18 protein-coding genes and 2 riboswitches are annotated in these 18,287 nt (G+C 60.7%); of the genes, 11 read left to right on the top strand and 7 right to left on the bottom strand.

The window, feature by feature from the left end:
- Positions 1 to 113 precede the first annotated feature (113 nt).
- Together ACERHN_RS07615 and ettA are read right to left on the bottom strand one after the other, a co-directional pair.
- On the bottom strand, positions 114 to 689 hold the full coding sequence (locus ACERHN_RS07615) for a hypothetical protein (protein ID WP_415922037.1): 576 nt from the start codon (positions 687 to 689) through the stop codon (positions 114 to 116).
- 362 nt (positions 690 to 1,051) lie between these two features.
- Complete coding sequence (ettA, locus tag ACERHN_RS07610) at positions 1,052 to 2,707, bottom strand: energy-dependent translational throttle protein EttA (RefSeq protein WP_415922036.1); 1,656 nt, start codon at positions 2,705 to 2,707, stop codon at positions 1,052 to 1,054.
- A gap of 176 nt (positions 2,708 to 2,883) precedes the next feature.
- Between ettA and ACERHN_RS07605 the strand changes: the two genes are divergently transcribed.
- The 4 genes from ACERHN_RS07605 (at position 2,884) to dacB (ending at position 6,873) form a co-directional block, all read left to right on the top strand.
- Positions 2,884 to 4,182 carry an alpha/beta hydrolase gene (locus ACERHN_RS07605; protein ID WP_415922035.1) on the top strand — a complete coding sequence of 433 codons (1,299 nt, stop codon included), beginning with the start codon at positions 2,884 to 2,886 and terminating at the stop codon, positions 4,180 to 4,182.
- On the top strand, positions 4,179 to 4,649 hold the full coding sequence (locus ACERHN_RS07600) for an MOSC domain-containing protein (protein ID WP_415922034.1): 471 nt from the start codon (positions 4,179 to 4,181) through the stop codon (positions 4,647 to 4,649). Before ACERHN_RS07605 ends, ACERHN_RS07600 begins: the two co-directional genes overlap by 4 nt.
- 60 nt (positions 4,650 to 4,709) lie before the next feature.
- Positions 4,710 to 5,309: a nicotinate-nucleotide adenylyltransferase gene (locus tag ACERHN_RS07595; protein WP_415922033.1), complete on the top strand. Its 600-nt coding sequence runs from the start codon at positions 4,710 to 4,712 to the stop codon at positions 5,307 to 5,309.
- Between the two features lie 73 nt (positions 5,310 to 5,382).
- Positions 5,383 to 6,873 (top strand): D-alanyl-D-alanine carboxypeptidase/D-alanyl-D-alanine-endopeptidase, encoded by a 1,491-nt coding sequence (gene dacB / locus ACERHN_RS07590; RefSeq protein ID WP_415922032.1) that lies wholly within the window; start codon positions 5,383 to 5,385, stop codon positions 6,871 to 6,873.
- A gap of 91 nt (positions 6,874 to 6,964) precedes the next feature.
- Here dacB and ACERHN_RS07585 read toward each other — a convergent pair whose 3' ends face one another.
- Entirely contained in the window at positions 6,965 to 8,197 is a 1,233-nt protein-coding gene (locus tag ACERHN_RS07585) for a D-amino acid dehydrogenase (RefSeq protein WP_415922031.1), read from the bottom strand.
- A 59-nt stretch (positions 8,198 to 8,256) separates the two neighbouring features.
- A riboswitch (glycine riboswitch) is annotated at positions 8,257 to 8,363 on the bottom strand.
- A 14-nt stretch (positions 8,364 to 8,377) separates the two neighbouring features.
- Positions 8,378 to 8,466: riboswitch (glycine riboswitch) on the bottom strand.
- A 188-nt stretch (positions 8,467 to 8,654) separates the two neighbouring features.
- Between ACERHN_RS07585 and ACERHN_RS07580 the strand changes: the two genes are divergently transcribed.
- Positions 8,655 to 9,125: a phage tail protein gene (locus ACERHN_RS07580; protein WP_415922030.1), complete on the top strand. Its 471-nt coding sequence runs from the start codon at positions 8,655 to 8,657 to the stop codon at positions 9,123 to 9,125.
- Positions 9,126 to 9,262: 137 nt separating this feature from the next.
- On the opposite strand, the gene ACERHN_RS07575 is transcribed toward ACERHN_RS07580, so the two are convergent.
- Complete coding sequence (locus ACERHN_RS07575; protein ID WP_415922029.1) at positions 9,263 to 9,688, bottom strand: tellurite resistance TerB family protein; 426 nt, start codon at positions 9,686 to 9,688, stop codon at positions 9,263 to 9,265.
- Positions 9,689 to 9,831: 143 nt separating this feature from the next.
- Here ACERHN_RS07575 and ACERHN_RS07570 point away from each other — a divergent pair, with 143 nt between their 5' ends.
- Together ACERHN_RS07570 and ACERHN_RS07565 are read left to right on the top strand one after the other, a co-directional pair.
- Positions 9,832 to 11,406, top strand: coding sequence for a lysine--tRNA ligase (locus tag ACERHN_RS07570; RefSeq protein WP_415922028.1), 1,575 nt, complete (start codon positions 9,832 to 9,834; stop codon positions 11,404 to 11,406).
- Between the two features lie 46 nt (positions 11,407 to 11,452).
- Positions 11,453 to 11,854 (top strand): DUF4864 domain-containing protein, encoded by a 402-nt coding sequence (locus ACERHN_RS07565; protein WP_415922027.1) that lies wholly within the window; start codon positions 11,453 to 11,455, stop codon positions 11,852 to 11,854.
- On the opposite strand, the gene ACERHN_RS07560 is transcribed toward ACERHN_RS07565, so the two are convergent.
- Positions 11,851 to 13,140, bottom strand: coding sequence for an NAD(P)/FAD-dependent oxidoreductase (locus tag ACERHN_RS07560; RefSeq protein WP_415922026.1), 1,290 nt, complete (start codon positions 13,138 to 13,140; stop codon positions 11,851 to 11,853). The two genes, ACERHN_RS07565 and ACERHN_RS07560, sit on opposite strands and share 4 nt — an antisense overlap.
- 252 nt (positions 13,141 to 13,392) lie before the next feature.
- Here ACERHN_RS07560 and ACERHN_RS07555 point away from each other — a divergent pair, with 252 nt between their 5' ends.
- On the top strand, positions 13,393 to 15,663 hold the full coding sequence (locus ACERHN_RS07555) for a glycosyl hydrolase family 28-related protein (protein WP_415922025.1): 2,271 nt from the start codon (positions 13,393 to 13,395) through the stop codon (positions 15,661 to 15,663).
- Here ACERHN_RS07555 and ACERHN_RS07550 read toward each other — a convergent pair.
- Entirely contained in the window at positions 15,660 to 16,310 is a 651-nt protein-coding gene (locus ACERHN_RS07550; protein WP_415922024.1) for a hypothetical protein, read from the bottom strand. The two genes, ACERHN_RS07555 and ACERHN_RS07550, sit on opposite strands and share 4 nt — an antisense overlap.
- Before the next feature lie 89 nt (positions 16,311 to 16,399).
- On the opposite strand from ACERHN_RS07550, the gene ACERHN_RS07545 reads away from it, so the two are divergent.
- Together ACERHN_RS07545 and ACERHN_RS07540 are read left to right on the top strand one after the other, a co-directional pair.
- Positions 16,400 to 16,870 (top strand): DUF427 domain-containing protein, encoded by a 471-nt coding sequence (locus tag ACERHN_RS07545; RefSeq protein ID WP_415922023.1) that lies wholly within the window; start codon positions 16,400 to 16,402, stop codon positions 16,868 to 16,870.
- A gap of 62 nt (positions 16,871 to 16,932) precedes the next feature.
- A complete protein-coding gene (locus tag ACERHN_RS07540) occupies positions 16,933 to 17,205 on the top strand; it encodes a zf-TFIIB domain-containing protein (RefSeq protein WP_415922022.1) in 273 nt (90 codons plus the stop codon).
- A gap of 2 nt (positions 17,206 to 17,207) precedes the next feature.
- Here the strand turns inward: ACERHN_RS07540 and ACERHN_RS07535 are convergent, their stop codons facing one another.
- The gene (locus ACERHN_RS07535; protein ID WP_415922021.1) at positions 17,208 to 17,660 is read right to left on the bottom strand and encodes a hypothetical protein; all 453 of its coding nucleotides are present in this window, start codon (positions 17,658 to 17,660) and stop codon (positions 17,208 to 17,210) included.
- A 177-nt stretch (positions 17,661 to 17,837) separates the two neighbouring features.
- On the opposite strand from ACERHN_RS07535, the gene ACERHN_RS07530 reads away from it, so the two are divergent.
- Positions 17,838 to 18,044: a cold-shock protein gene (locus tag ACERHN_RS07530; protein WP_415922020.1), complete on the top strand. Its 207-nt coding sequence runs from the start codon at positions 17,838 to 17,840 to the stop codon at positions 18,042 to 18,044.
- Positions 18,045 to 18,287 lie beyond the last annotated feature (243 nt).

The raw sequence follows: 18,287 nt of genomic DNA, 5'->3' as shown, positions 1-18,287 counted from the left end.
TGTGACGAAAGTCCTCTGCGGCCTCAAACGTTTTACGGGAGCGTTTGCAAGATAGCCTCTGTCTCACGGGCGGGGGGGCTGAGGCTCCATTTTGTGTATGGTTGCAAAACAAGCTAGTTTTTTGTCAGTTGCGATGTGATCAAGTTTGCGTATTCGCTTTCTGGGTTCCAGAGGAGGTCACCGAAGTCGCCAAAATTTCCGGCTAGCAACCCGTGGCGGATCATAATCTTTGAAAACTGGTTTTCGGCAAACGCAACATGCCGAATGATGTGACGGGTGTACCGAGAAAACTCTTCCAAAGTGTACCCGTACCTCTGCCAGTCTCCAGGTAAAGGAACCTGGTCCATAAATCTGTGCATAAATGAGTTTCGAAGTTCGACAATTGCCTTCAAGTAATCAAGGTCACGCCCAACCAACCCATTATCCTCCATAACTCGTACTAGCTGACCGAGCGTAGATTTTGAAACCAGTGAGTGCTTTTCGCGAAACAGTTCAGCGGCGTCGAGATCGCTCATCCGCAGTTTTGACTTCAAATTTGCTTTGGAGGTCAAAACAAGAGCGCCCACTAGGTTTTCGAAGACTGATATCTGGCAAAATGCGGCGCCAACACACGCCATGGCCAAAAAATTGTCACTGGCTTCCGCGCCTTCGTTTAACGCAGTTAAGATATCTTCCTTGTTTTCTTTCACGTTCCAAATCATCGGCGACCTCACACATTGCACGGTTTCCTAGCAGCTGAAGCCTTGCCACAGACAGGAAGCTCCATGAGCCAAGTAACGATGCGCTTCTGCCACGCGCGTTGGCAATTACTTGCTAACCTTGAATGCAATTCAGAGAAATATCACCAGCGGTAGCCGCTGATAGTGCGCCAACCGCAACCGAATGCCGCTACGCGCGTTTGTAAGGCAAACAAGTTTTTGCGCACGCGTTGAACCCAAAAGCCTGAACAAGAAGTCCGCTTGGCATCCTGCGCGCACTATTCTCAACTGGGTGCGAACGCGCCCGTTGTGCGGGCGCTGCCTCGCACCCGTTGAGTTTCACTGCGCAGAACTCAACGGGCGAACTTCTTGTGCTTGAGCCTTTTGGGTTCAAGGGCATCTGGCCCCAACCGGCGTTTTTTGTCTTCTTCGTAGTCCTCGAAGTTCCCCTCGAACCACTCCACATGGGCATCGCCCTCGAACGCCAGAATATGCGTGCAAATGCGGTCGAGGAAGAAGCGGTCGTGGGAGATCACCACGGCGCAGCCTGCGAAATCGACCAAAGCGTCTTCGAGCGCCCGCAATGTTTCCACGTCCAGATCGTTTGTCGGCTCGTCGAGCAAGAGCACGTTGCCACCCTCTTTCAACAGGCGCGCCATGTGGACGCGGTTGCGCTCACCACCCGACAGCAGCGACACCTTCTTTTGCTGGTCCCCGCCCTTGAAGTTGAACGACGAGCAATAGGCGCGGCTGTTGACCTGCGCGTCGCCCAACTCGATGATTTCCGCCCCGCCCGAGATCGCCTCCCACACGGTTTCATTGTCGGCCAGATCATCGCGGGACTGATCGACATAGCTGAGCTCGACAGTATCGCCCAATTCGACAGACCCCGCGTCAGGCGTTTCCTGACCCGTCAGCATCTTGAACAAGGTGGATTTACCCGCGCCGTTCGGGCCAATCACCCCGACGATGCCACCGGGGGGCAGCGCAAAGCTGAGGTCTTCGACCAGCAGCTTGTCACCCATTGCCTTGGCGAGGTTCTGCACCTCGATCACCTTGCCGCCCAGACGGGGGCCGTTGGGGATCACGATCTGGGCGCGGGTCAGTTTCTCGCGCTCGGACTGTTCGGCGAGGTCGTTATAAGCGTTGATCCGGGCCTTGGACTTGGCCTGACGCGCCTTGGCACCCTGCCGCATCCATTCCAGCTCGCGTTCGAGGGTTTTCTGGCGTGACTTGTCTTCGCGCGCTTCCTGTTCGAGGCGCTTGGCCTTTTGCTCCAGCCAGCTCGAATAGTTGCCTTCCCACGGCACGCCCTTGCCGCGGTCCAGCTCTAGGATCCACGAGGTGATGTCGTCGAGAAAGTAGCGGTCGTGGGTCACGATCAGGATCGTACCCTTGTAGTCCATCAGGTGCTGTTGCAGCCACGCGATCGTTTCCGCATCAAGGTGGTTGGTCGGCTCGTCGAGCAGCAGCATTTCCGGCGCTTCGAGCAGCAGTTTGCAGAGCGCGACACGACGTGCCTCACCACCCGAAAGCGTGGTAACGTCGGCATCGTCTGGCGGGCAGCGCAGCGCTTCCATGCTCACATCAATCTGGCTGTCGAGATCCCATAGATTTTCGGCGTCGATCTGATCCTGCAACGCGGCCATCTCGTCCGCGGTCTCGTCCGAGTAGTTCATCGCGAGTTCGTTGTAGCGGTCAAGGATCGCCTTTTTCTCTGCCACGCCCAGCATCACGTTTTCACGCACGGTCAGGGCAGGATCCAGTTTGGGTTCCTGGGGCAGGTAGCCGACGCGCGCGCCTTCGGCGGCCCAGGCTTCGCCGGTAAAGTCCTTGTCGAGCCCAGCCATGATTTTCATCAAGGTGGATTTACCGGCGCCGTTGACGCCAACCACGCCGATCTTGACTCCGGGCAGGAAGTTCAGGTGGATGTTTTCAAAGCATTTCTTGCCACCCGGATAGGTCTTGGACACGCCGGACATGTGGTAGACGAATTGGTAGGCAGCCATGGGAGATCCCTTTGGTTCATTCGGGTTTGCGCAGGATGTATCGCCCGGTGCGGCCAAGGGCAATGGGCGAGGGGACGCGCATTGTGAACGGTGTCGCCCCTCGCCAGTCTTTTCTTGAAGACAATGCGGGCCTATGCTGGCGCCACTTGTGATCTGTGGAATGGGAGGCCGTGATCATGCGTACCGCGTTGATCAGCCTTGTGTTCCTTGCGCTGGCCGCATGTCAGGTGGGCATAGGTCTTGCCCCGCCTCCAAACCTGTACCGCACGGGGCTGAACTATGCCGAAGAGGGGGTGCACCCGTCCTTGCGGACGGTTGAGCCACGGATTTTCTTTGTCACGGACCGTGCGCCGGAGGACGGCGGCTATGGGTCGGACCGGTCTGCGTCCATGGCGTTTGGTCAGGCGAAGGTGCGGTTTGGCAGGGACCTTGATTGGCAAGAGCTGCTGGCACGGACACGCGCGGATTCGGACAGGAGCATTTCGTCACTGTGGGTGCCGGAGGTTGAAGAACTGGTGCGGTTCAACGGCACGCCGCTGGCTTATGAGCGCGTTGATGGGCAATTGCGTCATCTTCCCCGGGTGCGGGCGCTTTATGACCAGCAAGCGGGTGCCTTTCAGGCCAAGATTGCCGAACAAATCAGGCAAACCGGCAACGATCGGCTGTTGGTCTATATCCACGGGTTCAATAACGAGTTCGAAGACGGGCTGACCACGGTTGCGAACCTGTGGCATTTCGCGGGGCGGCGCTCTGTCCCGATTGCGTTCACGTGGCCTGCGGGCAATGGCGCAGGGCCTCTTGGCTATTTCCGGGATCGTGATGCGGGCACCTTTTCCGTCCATCATACCAAGGAATTCCTGCGGATGCTGAGCGAGATGCCCGAAGTGGCGCAGATCGACATCATCGCCCATTCGCGCGGCACCGATGTCGCGACCACGGCGCTGCGGGAGCTGATCCTCGAGGCGCGGGGATCGGGGCGGCATCCAAAGAACGTGCTCAAGACCGGGACGCTGATCATGGCGGCGCCTGATCTGGACGTGGATATCGTGCGCCAGCGTCTGCAGGCAGAGCGGTTTTCCGAAGCGTTCGAGCAGATCAACCTTTATATCAACCCCGGTGACGGCGCGCTGCGCCTGTCGGCCTACCTGACCCGGTCAACCCGCTTGGGCGCGTTGCGGGACGAAGATTTTCTGCCGGGTGAGTTGCAGTTGTTGCGTAAGCAAGCGCTGGTGCATTTCATTCGCGTCGAAGATGTGCGTGGCGGGTTTGGTCATGCGTATTTCCGGGACAACCCCGCGGTTCTGTCAGACGTTGTGCTGGCGCTGCGCACACGGGCATTTCCGGGTGGGACGCTCCGCCCGCTCGAACAGGAAGTGGAAGGCGGCGTTTGGGTCCTGCATTCAAACTACCCGCTGGATAAGCTGCCCGAGCTGGATTTGCTGGAGCAACGTGCATTGGCGCGCGACGAAAGATGAGCGAATTGCATGACATGATCGCGCGGTGGGTACAACCCGGCGCGGTCGAGTGGATCGGGTTGCGACCCGCCCGCGCTGCGGAGATCGTCTCGGTTCCCGATGTGGAGGTGACCGAGGCCGGCCTGACTGGTGATCGGGGCCGCAAGGGCAAACGTGCGGTCACGCTGGTACAGGCCGAACACCTGGCGGTTATCGCCTCCTTCCTGGGGCGCGATACGGTCGGGCCAGAGATGCTGCGCCGCAATCTCAGCATCCGGGGTCTTAACCTTGCGGGCCTCAAAGGGCGCCAGTTGCAAGTGGGCAGTGCGGTGTTGCGTGTGACGACGATCTGCGCCCCGTGCAGCCTGATGGAACGGTTTTTCGGGCACGGAGGGTATGCCGCGATGCGGGGGCACGGCGGATGGTGCGCCGAAGTTGTGACGCCCGGCCTGATCCGAGTGGGCGATGTGGCACAGCCGGTCGATTGACATGGGCCGCGTGATACAGTCCGGTGCATGCGGATCCGCGGCACGAGGAGGGCGCGAGTGATGCGCCATGGTTTTCCCTTGGCTCGACCCGGTCAAACGATCGGCCTGTTGGGCGGGTCTTTTGATCCTGCGCATGATGGTCACGTGCATATCACCCGTGAGGCGATGAAACGGTTCGGTCTGGCGCATGTCTGGTGGCTGGTCAGTCCGGGCAATCCGCTCAAGGCGCACGGCCCTGCACCGCTGGCGCGTCGCATGGCGCGCGCGCGGCAGGTGATGCAGGACCCGCGCGTGGTGGTCACCGATATCGAAAGGACGCTGGGTACGCGTTACACAGCCGAGACGCTGTCGCGTCTGATGGCGTGCTATCCGGGAGTGCGGTTCGTGTGGTTGATGGGCGCTGATAACCTCGCGCAGTTTCACCTGTGGCAGGACTGGACATGGATCATGGAGACCGTGCCCGTGGGTGTTTTGGCGCGTCCGAATGACCGGATCTCGGCACGGATGAGCCCTGCGGCCCGGCTCTATCAACGATACCGGATTTCGGGGCGCGCATCGCAGCGATTGGGCCGCGCGGATGCGCCTGCATGGTGTTTTGTGAACGTGGCCCTTTCGCCGCATTCGTCGACCGCTATCCGCGCTGCTGGTGATTGGGCCTGATCCGGCGCAAATGTGATGGGTGCGGGGCACTTGCCCGGTTGTGCGCGGAATCGTGCTGCGGTTAGATGCGCCCATGGTGCGCAGAGTTTCGAGACGATTGTTTCTGGGGTTTATGGGTGCAGGTGCCGCGCAGGCCGTGATGGCCGCGCCGCCCGCCGCGTCCTTGCGTCCGGTGGTGCGTGGTGCAGGCCATGCCAAGAAGGCCATTGCCGGGCCGGAGACGCTGATTGCGCGGGCCGAGCTTGGCGGGCGCGTTGCCTATGCCGTGGCCGACCCGCGTACGGGCAAAATGCTGGAGACGGTGAATGCCAAGGTGGGGACACCACCGGCCAGCGTGGCCAAGGCGATCACGGCGCTTTATGCGTTGAACGCGCTTGGTCCGTCCCATCGGTTCACGACGCAGGTCGTGGCCACAGGTGGGGTGTCGAACGGCGTGGTTCAGGGCGATCTGGTGCTGGTAGGCGGGGGTGATCCGACGCTGGACACCAATGGGCTGGCCGCGCTGGTCCAGGCGCTGAAAGACCGGGGCATTCGCGAGGTGCGCGGTGATTTCAAGGTCGCCGAAGGTGTGCTGCCCTATACCAAGACGATTGACCGCGATCAGCCGGATCATGTCGGGTACAGCCCGGCGGTGTCTGGTATCGCGTTGAACTACAACCGTGTGCATTTCGAATGGAAGCGGTCGGGCAACGGGTACGGGGTGACGATGGATGCGCGGTCAGACCGGTACCGCCCTGCCGTGTATTCGTCGACTATGGCCATCGTGAACCGGGATTTGCCGGTCTACACCTACAAGGACGGGGGACGGACGGACGATTGGACCGTGTCGCGCCGTGCCCTGGGTGGGGGTGGATCGCGCTGGTTGCCGGTGCGCAATCCGGCGCTTTATGCGGGCGACGTGTTCCAGACATTGATGCGCGCGCAAGGGATCGTGCTGAAAGCCCCCAAGGTTGTTGCGCGTACGCCGTCTGGTACAGCATTGGCTGTGCACCGCAGCGGAGAGTTGCGCGTGATCCTGCGCGACATGCTGCGCTTTTCCACCAACCTGACCGCCGAAATGGTGGGTATGGCGGCCACACGGGCCCGAACGGGCAAGGTGGCGAGCCTCAAGGCATCTGCGAGCGAGATGAGCCGGTGGGCCAGCGCGTCGCTTGGCGCATCGGGCACGCGGCTGGTGGATCATTCGGGCCTTGGCGGTGCCAGCAAGATGACGGCGGATGGCATGGTGCGCGCGCTGGTCAAGGTGCATGCGGCCTCGGGCCTGCGCCCGATCCTCAAACCCTTTGCGATGCGGGATGCCAATCGTCGCGTGATCAAGGATCACCCGATTGCAGTGGATGCCAAGACCGGGACGTTGAACTTTGTGTCCGGGCTGGCGGGGTACATGACGGCGCGGGATGGGTCGGAATTGGCGTTTGCGATTTTTTGCGCAGATGAGAAAACCCGCGGGCGCATCGCCAAGGCAAACCGGGAGGCACCACGGGGTGCGCGGAGCTGGAACCGGCGTGCAAAGGCCTTGCAGCAGCAATTGATCGAACGCTGGGGCGCGCTTTACGGGTCTTGAATAGGTTCGGATCGGGGTGCCCCGATCCGACCGGCTGGGGGGCCAGCCCCCCAGACCCCCCGGAGTTTATCAAGCGAGATGAAGGTGGATTTCAGGCTGCATTTTTCATGCGGTTCGTGTCGATGATATCTGCGGTGGCTTCTGCCGTGGCCGCCGACAGGGTCCAGCCGAGGTGGCCGTGGCCTGTGTTGTAGTAGACGCCCGGTTTTGTGCCGGGACCGACGCGGGGCATCATGGACGGCAGCATGGGGCGCAAACCCGCCCAAGGCACGCAGTGTTCTGTCGAGACATCCGGAAAGAACGTCTCGCACCAGTCGCGCAGCGGTTTGATCCGGTCGTCGCGGATATCGAGGTTGTAGCCGTTGAATTCCGCCGTTCCTGCGATGCGAAAGCGGTTGCGACCCAGCCGGGAGGTAACGATCTTGGCCTCGTCATCGAGGAGGCTGACCCAGGGCGCGGCGGCCTGGCTGTCCGCGTCATCAAGGTTGACGGTGATCGAATATCCCTTGACCGGGTAGATGTTCACACGGTCTCCGAGCCGCGCAGCGATGGCGCGGCTGCCCACGCCCGCGCAGATGACGATGCCGTCGAAATGCTGTTGCTGTGCGCCGGTGCCGCCGGTCCAGTCGAGGCGTATCCCGGTGCTGGTATGGTGAATGTCGGTCACGTCCGATTTGTAGTGGAACGTGGTGCCGAGCCGTGCGCATCCCTCGGACAAGGCGCGGGCATAGCGGTGGATGTCACCGGTGAAGTCGCTTTGTGTATAGAAGCCGCCCAGCGTGTCGGTTTTCAGAGCCGGTTCCAGCCGCTGGACGTCCGCTGCGGAGACCTCGCGGCGGTCGAGGCCGGCCTGTGACAGCAGGTCGTTGACGCGGCGGGCGTGGTCGAATTCGGACTGTTTCTTGTACACATGCAGAATGCCGCGCTGTTCGCAGTCGAATTCAAACCCGACCTCGCGGGCAAAGCCGGTGAGGTGGTCGCGCGCCGCAATGGCGAGCCGTGCCGTTTCGATCGTGTTGCGTTCGTAGTCCGGGATATTGCCCATGAACTCGGCCATCCAACTGAACTTGTGCCAGGACGGGCGCGGGTTCACCAGAAGGGGGGCGTCGGATTTCAGCATCCACTTCAGCCCTTTGAAGATCGTGCCCCACCGGGTCCAGACCTCAGCATTTGAGGCAGACAGTTGGCCACCATTGGCAAAGGATGTCTCCATCGCGGCGTAGCGGTTGCGGTCAAAGACCGAGACGGAAAAGCCACGGCGGGCAAGGGCGTAAGCCGTAGTGATGCCGGTGATACCGGCGCCGATGACAGCGATATGGGTCATTTGGGTTTCCTCCCAAAATCACGGCGATGACATGGACGCGCCCGGCACCATGCCGGAGAACGTCCCCATCTGTCGCGTGACCTGAGAGCTTGACAGCGCACCGCGCTGCTTTCTCCTTCGGTGGGCCGGGTGCCGTGTGGCGCGACCACTCTCCAGATTGTCACCGTTGCCATGAAAGGCGCGACGGACACGGTTCATTGGCCTGAGAGTTTCCGGGGCGTTGCTCCTTCGGCGGCGGACACCTGTCCGCGCTCTCCCATGGCCGCCTTGGCGACTGGGTTTCGTATAGGAAACCCGATTGAGTCGCGCAAAGCATTTTTGTGCATAAAGGTCATGAAATTTGCGTGTTTGGCGCGTGTGCTGCGCCGGGTCTTGGCAGGTCTGGTGCGGTGCGGGTAAGCTCTGGCAAGCACCTGATCCGGTGCGGCAAAAAGGGGCCCCATGCGTGGCTGATCACATGGACGATATCCCAACCCTGCCTTACGCCAACTTCCGGTTCAAGATTAAGATGGACGGGGTTTATGTTGCGGGGATGTCCGGTGTTTCGGGCCTGTCGCGACCCACGCAAGTGAGCCCCCGCCGTGGTGACCCGGATCCGTCCGTACCTAAAGAACTGTCGGGGCAGACCGAGTATGCGGCGCTCAGGTTTGAGCGGGGTACATCCGACGATTCCGGGTTTGAGGCATGGGCGAACGGTGCTTTCGAACATCAAATCTCGGGGTCACAGGACGCCGGCGATTTTCGCAAGGATCTGAACTTGGACGTGTTCAATGAAGCGGGCCAATTGGTGCTGTCCTATGTCGTGCACCAGGCCTGGGTGTCCGACTTTCAAGCGACATCAGATTTAGATGCGGATGGTGTGGACCGCCTGATCATTCAATCAATGACGGTGCAAAATGAAGGGTGGGAACGGGACGTGTCGGCTTGACTTAATGCCGGTCAGACGCGGTGATCTGGACCTAAGACTGTCATCGTTTCTGCGTTGGGGCGACGCCAACACGCGCGTTTCTGTGTGTCACCATTCTCAGGCGGGGACAAAAACCTGCCCCTGTGAAGAGCCGGTTGTCAGATCGTGACGTGCCGGGCGCGTGCCCCGCGTTCAATGGCAGCAGCGTGCAGGCGGTCGATGTCCAGCTCATAGCGGATTTCTTCGAGCAAGCGCAGTTCGGTTTCTTCGAGCGTGCCGTCCGCCGCAGCCACATCACAGGCCAGCGCATAAGCCGTTTCGAATAGGCGTTCGGGCAGGGCGTCGCGGATCAGGCCGAAAAGCGCGTCGAGCCCATCCTCTTGCTCAAAGAGGTCAAACACGACTTGCCCGACCACCTGCAGCCGGTCCGCATCGTAATCGGCGAAGACCGGCAGCATGTTTACGGCCGAGTTGATCTTGACCAGTTCGGCGGTGCGGATGTCTTCGTCAGAGGCGGACACGGCGATCATCACTGCGACAAGCGCGTCCTGGGGCGTGAGGGTATGTGTATCGAGTTCGGACATGGGGCTGCCCTCCTGATCAAAGGGGTTTGCCCCTCAATATTGACGCCTTGCACCGCCCGCAATAGGTAAGCCCGGATCGCGCGGATGTCCGTGCGGTTCAGGTGGTCGCGGCATGGTGCCGGGCCAGAGTTTAGGACACCCCGATGTCGAATTTTCGTGACGCTGCGATGACAAGCAAGGCTTGGCCCTTTGAAGAAGCGCGCCGGTTGCTGAAACGTTATGAAAAAGCGGCGCCGGAAAAGGGGTACGTGCTGTTCGAGACGGGCTATGGCCCGTCGGGTTTGCCGCATATCGGGACCTTTGGCGAAGTGGCCCGGACGACGATGGTGCGCCGGGCGTTTGAGGCGATTTCGGACATCCCCACCAAGCTTGTGTGTTTTTCCGACGACCTTGACGGCATGCGCAAAGTGCCGGGCAATGTGCCGAACCCGGAAGCGCTGGAGCAGTATTTGCAGATGCCGCTCACGGACGTGCCCGACCCGTTTGGCACGCATGAGAGCTTTGGCCACCACAACAATGCAATGCTGCGCCGGTTTCTGGATACGTTCGGGTTTGAATATGAATTCATCTCAGCGCGGGAGTTTTATCGCTCGGGGCAGTTTGACGAGATCCTGCTGCGCTGTGTTGAGAAATACGATGATCTGATGAAGATCATGCTCAAGTCGTTGCGCGAAGAACGCGCGGCGACATACTCCATTTTCCTACCGATCCATCCGGAGACGGGGCGGGTGCTCTATGTGCCGATGAAGCATGTGGACGCAGCCGAGGGCACAATCACCTTTGACACGCCCGAGGGCGAGGAAATGACGCTGCCGGTCACGGGCGGCAACGTCAAACTGCAGTGGAAGCCGGATTTCGGGGCGCGTTGGGCCGCTCTGGGTGTTGATTTCGAGATGTATGGCAAGGAACACGCCACCAACGAAAAGATCTATGACGCGATCTGCCGGACCCTTGGCGCGCGCCCACCGAACCACTTCTCCTATGAACTGTTCCTTGATGATCAGGGGCAGAAGATTTCGAAATCGTCGGGCAATGGGGTCAGCATTGACGAATGGCTGACCTATGCCAGCACGGAATCGCTGTCCTACTTCATGTATCAAAAGCCGAAGACGGCCAAGCGCATGTTCTTTGACGTGATCCCCAAGGCGGTGGACGAATATCACCAGCAACTGCGCGCCTATGCGGGACAGGACGCAAAAGGGCAGGCGGCGAACCCGGTGTGGCACATCCATGCAGGTGACGTGCCCGAAAGCGATATGGTCGTGCCCTTTGCGATGCTGTTGAATCTCGCGTCGGTCAGCCAGGCCGAGAGTAAAGACACGCTCTGGGGCTTTATCCAGCGTTATGCGCCGGGCACGGGGCCTGATACCCATCCCGGTATGGACCGCGCGGTGGGTCATGCGGTGGCCTACTACAACGACTTTGTGAAACCGGCAAAGGTATACCGGCTGCCCACGGATGCCGAGCGCGAGGCGATCGAAGCGTTGCGTGCCGCACTTGTGGACTATGACGGCGAGATCAATGACGAGGACCTGCAATCGGTTGTCTATGCCGTCGGGCGGGACCGGTTTGATCCGCTGCGCGGGTGGTTCACGGCACTGTACGAGGTGCTTCTTGGCGCTAGCCAGGGCCCCCGGTTCGGCGGGTTCATTGCGCTTTACGGTGTGGATGAAACCATCGCGCTGATTGATGCGGCGCTGGCGGGTGAACTGGTCTAGGGCGGCATTTGCCCTATCCTTTCTCTGACAATGAGGAGGATTACAGATGCGCGCATGGATTTTCGGACTGTTTCTGGCCATTGGGCTTGTCGGCGCTGCGGCGGCGCAGGACCAAGAGATCGAGGGCGTAATTTCCGACCAGATCGAGGCGTTCAAAGTCGATGATTTCGAGAGGGCCTTTACCTTTGCGGCGCCCAACATCCGGGGCATTTTCCGCACGCCGGAAAACTTTGGCGTTATGGTCCGGCGGGGGTATCCGATGATCTGGCGTCCGGCCGAGGTCGATTTCCTCGACCTGCGGCAGGAACAGGGGCAGTTTATCCAGACCGTGCGGATTGAAGATGCGGCTGGGACGACGCACCTGTTTGCCTACAGCATGACAGAGACCGAGGACGGTTGGCGTATCTCCGGGGTGCAGCCGCTTGAGGCACCGGGCGTCAACGCCTAGCCCTGTTTCGCGGCGGTTTGCGGTGTCGTGGTCTTGGGCCGTGGGCCGGTGATCAACCGCGCGCCCTTGGCATAGGTCAAGTAGGACCAGAACCAGCTGAGTGCGACAAAGATCGGTTGGCGCACGCCGATCAGAAAGTAGATGTGCGCCAGCCCCCAGATCCACCACGCGATCACCCCGGATAGGTGAATGCGTCCCATATCAATGACGGCAGCATGACGTCCGATGGTCGCCAGATTGCCCGCGTGCCAGTAGGTGAACGGTTTGCCCGCTTGGGTATCGCCCTTAAGGGCGCGGGTGATGCGGCGGGCCACATATGCGCCGCCCTGCTTTGCCGCAGGGGCGATGCCGGGCACGTCCTGCCCGTCTTTCCATGGGATTTTCGCGGCATCCCCGATGACAAACACCTCTGGCGCGTCCGGCACGGACAGGTCAGGGTTCACGACGATGCGCCCCGCACGGTCCGTGTCAGCCCCCAGCCAACGGCCGACATCAGGAACAGCCACCCCCGCCCCCCAAACCACACAGGCGGACGGCAATATGCCGTCGGCAAGCCTCACGCCATGGGCGTCAATATCCTCGACCATCGTGTTGAGACGCACGTCAACGCCCAGCTTTTCAAGCGACACGCGGGCCTTGTCTGACAGCGCGGGCGGGAAGGCATTCAGCAGGCGGTCTCCCGCCTCCACCAGAATGATACGGGCGTCGCGCGCATTGATGCGTCGGAAGTCGCGGGCCAGGGTGTGGTGTGCCAATTCGGCGATGGCCCCGGCCATTTCGACACCGGTCGGTCCGCCACCCACAACGACAAAGGTCATCTGGCGCTGCTGTTCTGCCGGATCGTCGGTCAGTTCGGCGCGCTCAAAGGCCATCAGGACACGTTTGCGGATGTCCGTGGCGTCCACGATCCGCTTGAGGCCGGGTGCGTGTTTCTCCCAGTGCGGCTTGCCGAAATAGGCGTGATGCGCCCCACTGGCGACGATCAGGTAATCATAGTCGAACGTCCCGCTTTCGCCGATCACCTGACGGTTTTCGGTATCGACATCGGTCACTTCGGTCAGGGCGACGGAGACGTTTTTCTGGCGGCTGAAGATGCTGCGGATGGGCCATGCGACGTCCGCAGGCGACAGGTCGGCGGTCGCAACCTGATAGAGCAAGGGCTGGAACAGGTGGTAATTGCGACGGTCGAGAATGGTGATGTCGACCGGGGCACGTTTCAGCGCCTTGGCGGCTGTGAGACCTCCGAACCCGGCACCGATGATGACGACTTTGGCACGGTTGGTCATGGTCACGCTCCTCCGTATTGGAATGCGTCACAGCACAGATAAGTGGCGTCTTTGCCCGACCCAAGGCCGCGCGCACGTCATGGTCAATTGGTCGCGGATGTTGCGGCGCGCGGGTCTGCGCCGCGCGGTGGTCTGAGGACCCGTTAACTCCTTGTTGATACTTCCCCCTCCCGCGACGGCCGGGTCTTCGGCCTTGGGTGCGACAGGCGGCGATGCGGCGCGCCACACCTCTGTGACAAAAGGGATTTTTGGATGAACAAAGCGATCACTGATGGCGTGCTCTTTATGCCGCCGGCCTTTGCGAATGGTTTGGATGTCTGGTCAAGCGGCGACGGTACGCCCGGCTCGGACACCTATGAAAATGCGGCAAATGCAGCTTTTGTCCCTGCGGATCAGGATTTCGGCGGCGCGTTGGAGTTGCAAAAAACGTCGTCCACGACGCGGGTGCGATACATGGGACAGACGCCCCTTTTGCCGGGCTGTTACCTGCGCATTACTGCACGCATCAAGGCGATCGCCGGAAACCTGCCGTCGGTTCGCATCGCGGGATACGCGGCGCGGTCAAACGGGTCTGCCGTTGGTGGGTTGGACACCACGGGCGATTCTGTGACGCTGACCAGCTATGGGTCTGTTGTGGAAGTTTCGGCCATTGTCGGCGCGGGCAACCGCAGCGGCGTGGATCTCGTCTGGGGGTCCGAGCCGGTCTATGGGCATTTCGGCATTGATCTGACCGGCCCGAATGGCGGTGTCGTGCGCATTGATGATCTGATCATCGAAGACATCACGTCAGTGTTTCTGGGTGATTTGATTTCTGTCGTCGATGTGCGCGATTTCGGTGCGGTCGGTGATGGCACCACCGATGACAGCGCGGCGTTCGACGCCGCGGATGCTGCAGCCGACGGGCGTACGGTTTTGATCCCGGAGGGGGTGTTCCGTCTGAACAACGATGTGGCGTTCAACAACCTGGCCAAGTTCGAAGGCACCGTCACGATGCCGGATGACAAGATGCTGCTTCTGCGCAAGGGCTACGGCTTGCCGATCTACATCGAAGCGTTTGGCGACGAGACGCTTGGGTTCAAGAAAGCGTTTCAGGCGCTGCTGAACAATTCCGACCATGACAGCCTTGATTTGGAAGGCCGCCGGATTGCAGTTACGGAACCCATCGACATGCAGGCCGCGGTTCCGAACCGGACGACATTTGCCACCCGCCGCGTGGTCAAGAACGGTCAAATTGAGGCCGTTGGCGATGACTGGTCCACTGTGGAGGCCTCCAGTCTTGGGACCTACACCGCGTCGAAACCCCGCAAGCTGACCAATGTCACCAACGTGGCCAACATCCCGGTTGGATCGCTAGTGCAAGGCAATGGTGTCGGCCGCGAGATCTATGTGCGCAGCAAGAATGTCGGCGCTCAGGAAATCGAGCTGAACGCACCGCTTTATGATGCGGAAGGGACGCAGGTGTTCACCTTCCGCCGGTTCGATTACCTGCTCGACTTCTCGGGCTTTGCATCGCTGTCGCTGTTCATCATGAGTGACATCGAATTCCAGTGTAACAGCAAGTGCAGCGGCATTCTGCTGTCGCCGGGTGGACCGGTGAAGGAGTTTCAGGACTGCTTTTTCAGCCGCCCCAAGGACCGTGGCATCACGTCGATCGGCGAAGGCTGTCAGGGTATGCTGATCAACCGTTGCCAGTTCCTGTCTGCGGAAGAGCCTTTGGACGTTGCGGATCGTGTCAGCATCGGCATGAACGTGAATGCCAATGATGTGAAGATCAAGGATTGCCGGGCCACACGGTTCCGCCATTGGGCAGTGCTCGACGGGCAGAACCACCTGATCCAGGGCAACCATTTCTTCCAGGGCGATGCGGTTCCGAATGGTGTTCGGACTGCGGGGATCATCCTGCAGACGAACTTTACCGCGTCGATGATCACCGGGAATTATGTCGACAATTGCTTTATCGAGTGGACCAACGAACGTGACCCCACACCTGAATTTACCGGTGGATTCTCGTTCAGTGCGTTGACGATTGCCGACAACGTGTACCTGAGCGGGGACGTCGCGCCATGGTTCACCTATATCGTGGTGAAGCCCTTTGCCGCGGGTCACTTCCTCAACGGTGTGTCGGTGACGGGCAACCGTTTCCGCAGCATCATCCGTGCGGAGTCTGTCGATACGAGCTTTGCCGATCTGGATCATACCCGGAACAAGGACGTCTACTTTGAGGGCAATTCCTACCACAATGTGACGGAGCAGGCCCACAACCCGCTGCATATCCAGTACAGCCAGAATTCGAACGCGCAGACGTGGACGATTGATACCAACAAACAGCTGCCGTTCGAGGCATTTTGCCGGTCGGTGGATGCGGTGGTTGCCACGTCCGACATCCGCAATTCCAGCAACGTCAAACAGTTCCAGGCGCCAGTTGCGCGCGGGCGCATCGGGCCCAACGACGATCAGTTTTCGCTGGAATGGGGGACGGCGGTGCGTGGCACAATTCGTGCCACTGTCCGAATGGACGGCTAGAAGTCCTGCCAGAGACCGAGGCGAACGGATACAACGCCCCGCTCGGCTTCTACACCCACCTGGTAGCTGCGCTTGCTTTCGCGTGGCTGCCAGATCAGCGATGGCGCAAGTGTCACGGTGGTGCGGCTGTCGGCGTTACTCACAAAAACCTGCATCATCAGCTTGGTCGTATCCGTAAGCCCCATGCCAATCGTGGTGTCGAATTTCGTTGTATGTGCCGCGCCGCCAAGCGACCATTCCACGGCCAGATCCAACGCCAGCCAGCCAGAGCGTTCACGCCAGTTCAAGCCGCGCCCATAGCTGAGCCCGGTGCGCAGGAGCGGGTCGGTTTCGGCGCCCAGCGTCGCGCCAATACCCAGATCATAGGTCAGCTTGAACGGCTTGTCCGCTGTCGGGATCGGCAGGCGGTCAAATGCAAATGCCGTTCCGTCGCCCAACCTTCCCGCAGTCATGTCCGCATCCGCCTTGACACCAAGGGTCAATTTGGGCCGCACACCGTATTCGAAATAGAGCGCAGCATCGGTTCGCCCGTTTTCGTCCTGCAGCAACGATGACGCGAGAAAACCGGTCCCTTCGGCACGCAACCACGCCCCTGCCCATGCCGGAGTGACCCATAGCAGGGCAAGGATCATCAGGGTCCGCCGCATCTCCTCTCCTTCCGCGTTCCATTTGGGTCAACCTTGGTTAACAAATGGTTATGCTGGTCGAAGCCGGGTGGCGGCTTATCTGGTCCGCGATGCAGCTTCCCACAGAAAACGTTCAGGACTATCCACGTCCGCCCCGGCTCGAACCGGTGCCTCAACGGCTCCGCATCTTGCTCGGAGGCGAAATCGTGGCGGATACGACCCATGCGCTGCGCGTGCTGGAAACCCACCATGCGCCGACCTATTACATACCGCCGGATGATGTCACCGCCCGCCTGACCCCGGCACCAGGCGGATCATTTTGCGAGTGGAAGGGGCGTGCATCCTATTGGACCGTCGCGGCAGGCGCGACGGTCGCCAAAGCCGCCGCGTGGAGCTACCGCACGCCCACGCCGGGCTTTGCGGCACTGTCCGGCTTTCTCGCGTTCTACCCGGGACAGATGGATGCCTGCTGGGTCGGCGACGCTCGGGTTACACCGCAGCCGGGCGATTTCTACGGCGGATGGGTCACGCCCAACCTGACCGGCATCGTCAAAGGAGACGCGGCAACCCGTCACTGGTGACTTTCCAAGCGCCGAGCGATGCCCCATCTTGCGTATCAACAGGAAAACCCAAGGAGTCCCCCATGAAATGCCCGATTGACGGAACTGCCCTCGTGATTGCTGATCGGAGCGGTGTTGAAATCGACTATTGCCCGGCCTGCCGTGGTGTCTGGCTGGATCGGGGGGAGTTGGACAAGATCATTGAGCGGTCCGCAGCCTACAGCGCGCCGCCCCCTCCGCCGCAGCAACAGGACTATGCCGAGCCGGAGTACCAGGACTATGACGAGGCGCCGCGCCGCAAGAAAAAGCGCCGGGGCGGGTTTGCCGACATGCTCGACGACATCTTCGATTTCTAGGCTCAGGACGTGATGGCGCTGGCGCAGGCGCGAAACGCCTGAACCGGCTCTGCCGCTCCGTCCAGTGACACGGTCACGGCCGCTGTTTGCGTGAATGCCGTGGCCGTGCGGTTGAATTCGATCCCGTCGAGTACATTCCCGAACCCCGCATCCGTAACGGTCAGGGTCTGTCCACGTACCCCGTGACGTGTGGTAGAGATCGTGTTGGGCGCAGGACCGTCGAACCGGATGGAGAACGCAGGTGCCGCGGGCCAGCCCTGTTCCGTTGTCACCGAGATGGCGTAAAGCGCCGTGGCATGGTCATAAGTCACCGCAACCTCCGCGCCCTCTTCGGCATGAAACAGGGTGCAGCGCGGGGTCGGCGTGAACTCCCACGCGTAGACGGGTCCGGACATCAGGGCAAGCAGGATCAGACAGCGCATGCCTGGAACATAGAGCGAAATGCCACCGGGCACAGCGCGCGTGCGGGCACGATTTTTCTTGTGAAACGTCCGGGTTGCTGTCACAGGAGCGGTGCATAGCCTTTCTACTCGATGTTCTGACTTTCCTCACGGCGACCAGTCTCTCGATCAAGACGCCTACGCCGGACCGCTGCATTCCCGTGAGCGGTATTTATTGAAGGAAGACATCACATGGCCAATGGCACAGTGAAATGGTTCAACAGCACCAAAGGTTTCGGATTTATCGCCCCTGAGGGCGGCAGCAAGGACGTGTTTGTCCACATCTCTGCCGTTGAGCGCTCGGGCCTGACGGGTCTGGCGGACAACCAGAAGGTGACGTTCGACCTCGAAGCAGGCCGCGACGGCCGCGAGAGCGCGGTGAACATCGCTCTGGTGTGAGCCGAGCGCGGGGCTGCGGCCCCGGCTGACGAATTTTGGCGCGGCTTCCGAGAGGGGGCCGCGTTTTTTTAATTGGGGTTAAATGACGAGGGCAGCGCCCGACCTGGAGGGCGCTTGGCCCGGTTTGGTCAGCGTGACCGCTTCCAAGCATAGATGTCGTTTGTGCTGCGCGGGTCCTCGCCAATAGCGCCCTCCGGGGGGAGGTCGGGCGCTGCCCGGCGGTGCCGCCGGGCGTGTATCATC

Origin of the sequence: Tateyamaria rhodophyticola (genome assembly GCF_047777875.1) — a bacterium.
Lineage (GTDB): Bacteria > Pseudomonadota > Alphaproteobacteria > Rhodobacterales > Rhodobacteraceae > Tateyamaria.
This window is presented reverse-complemented; position numbering and strand designations above follow the sequence as displayed.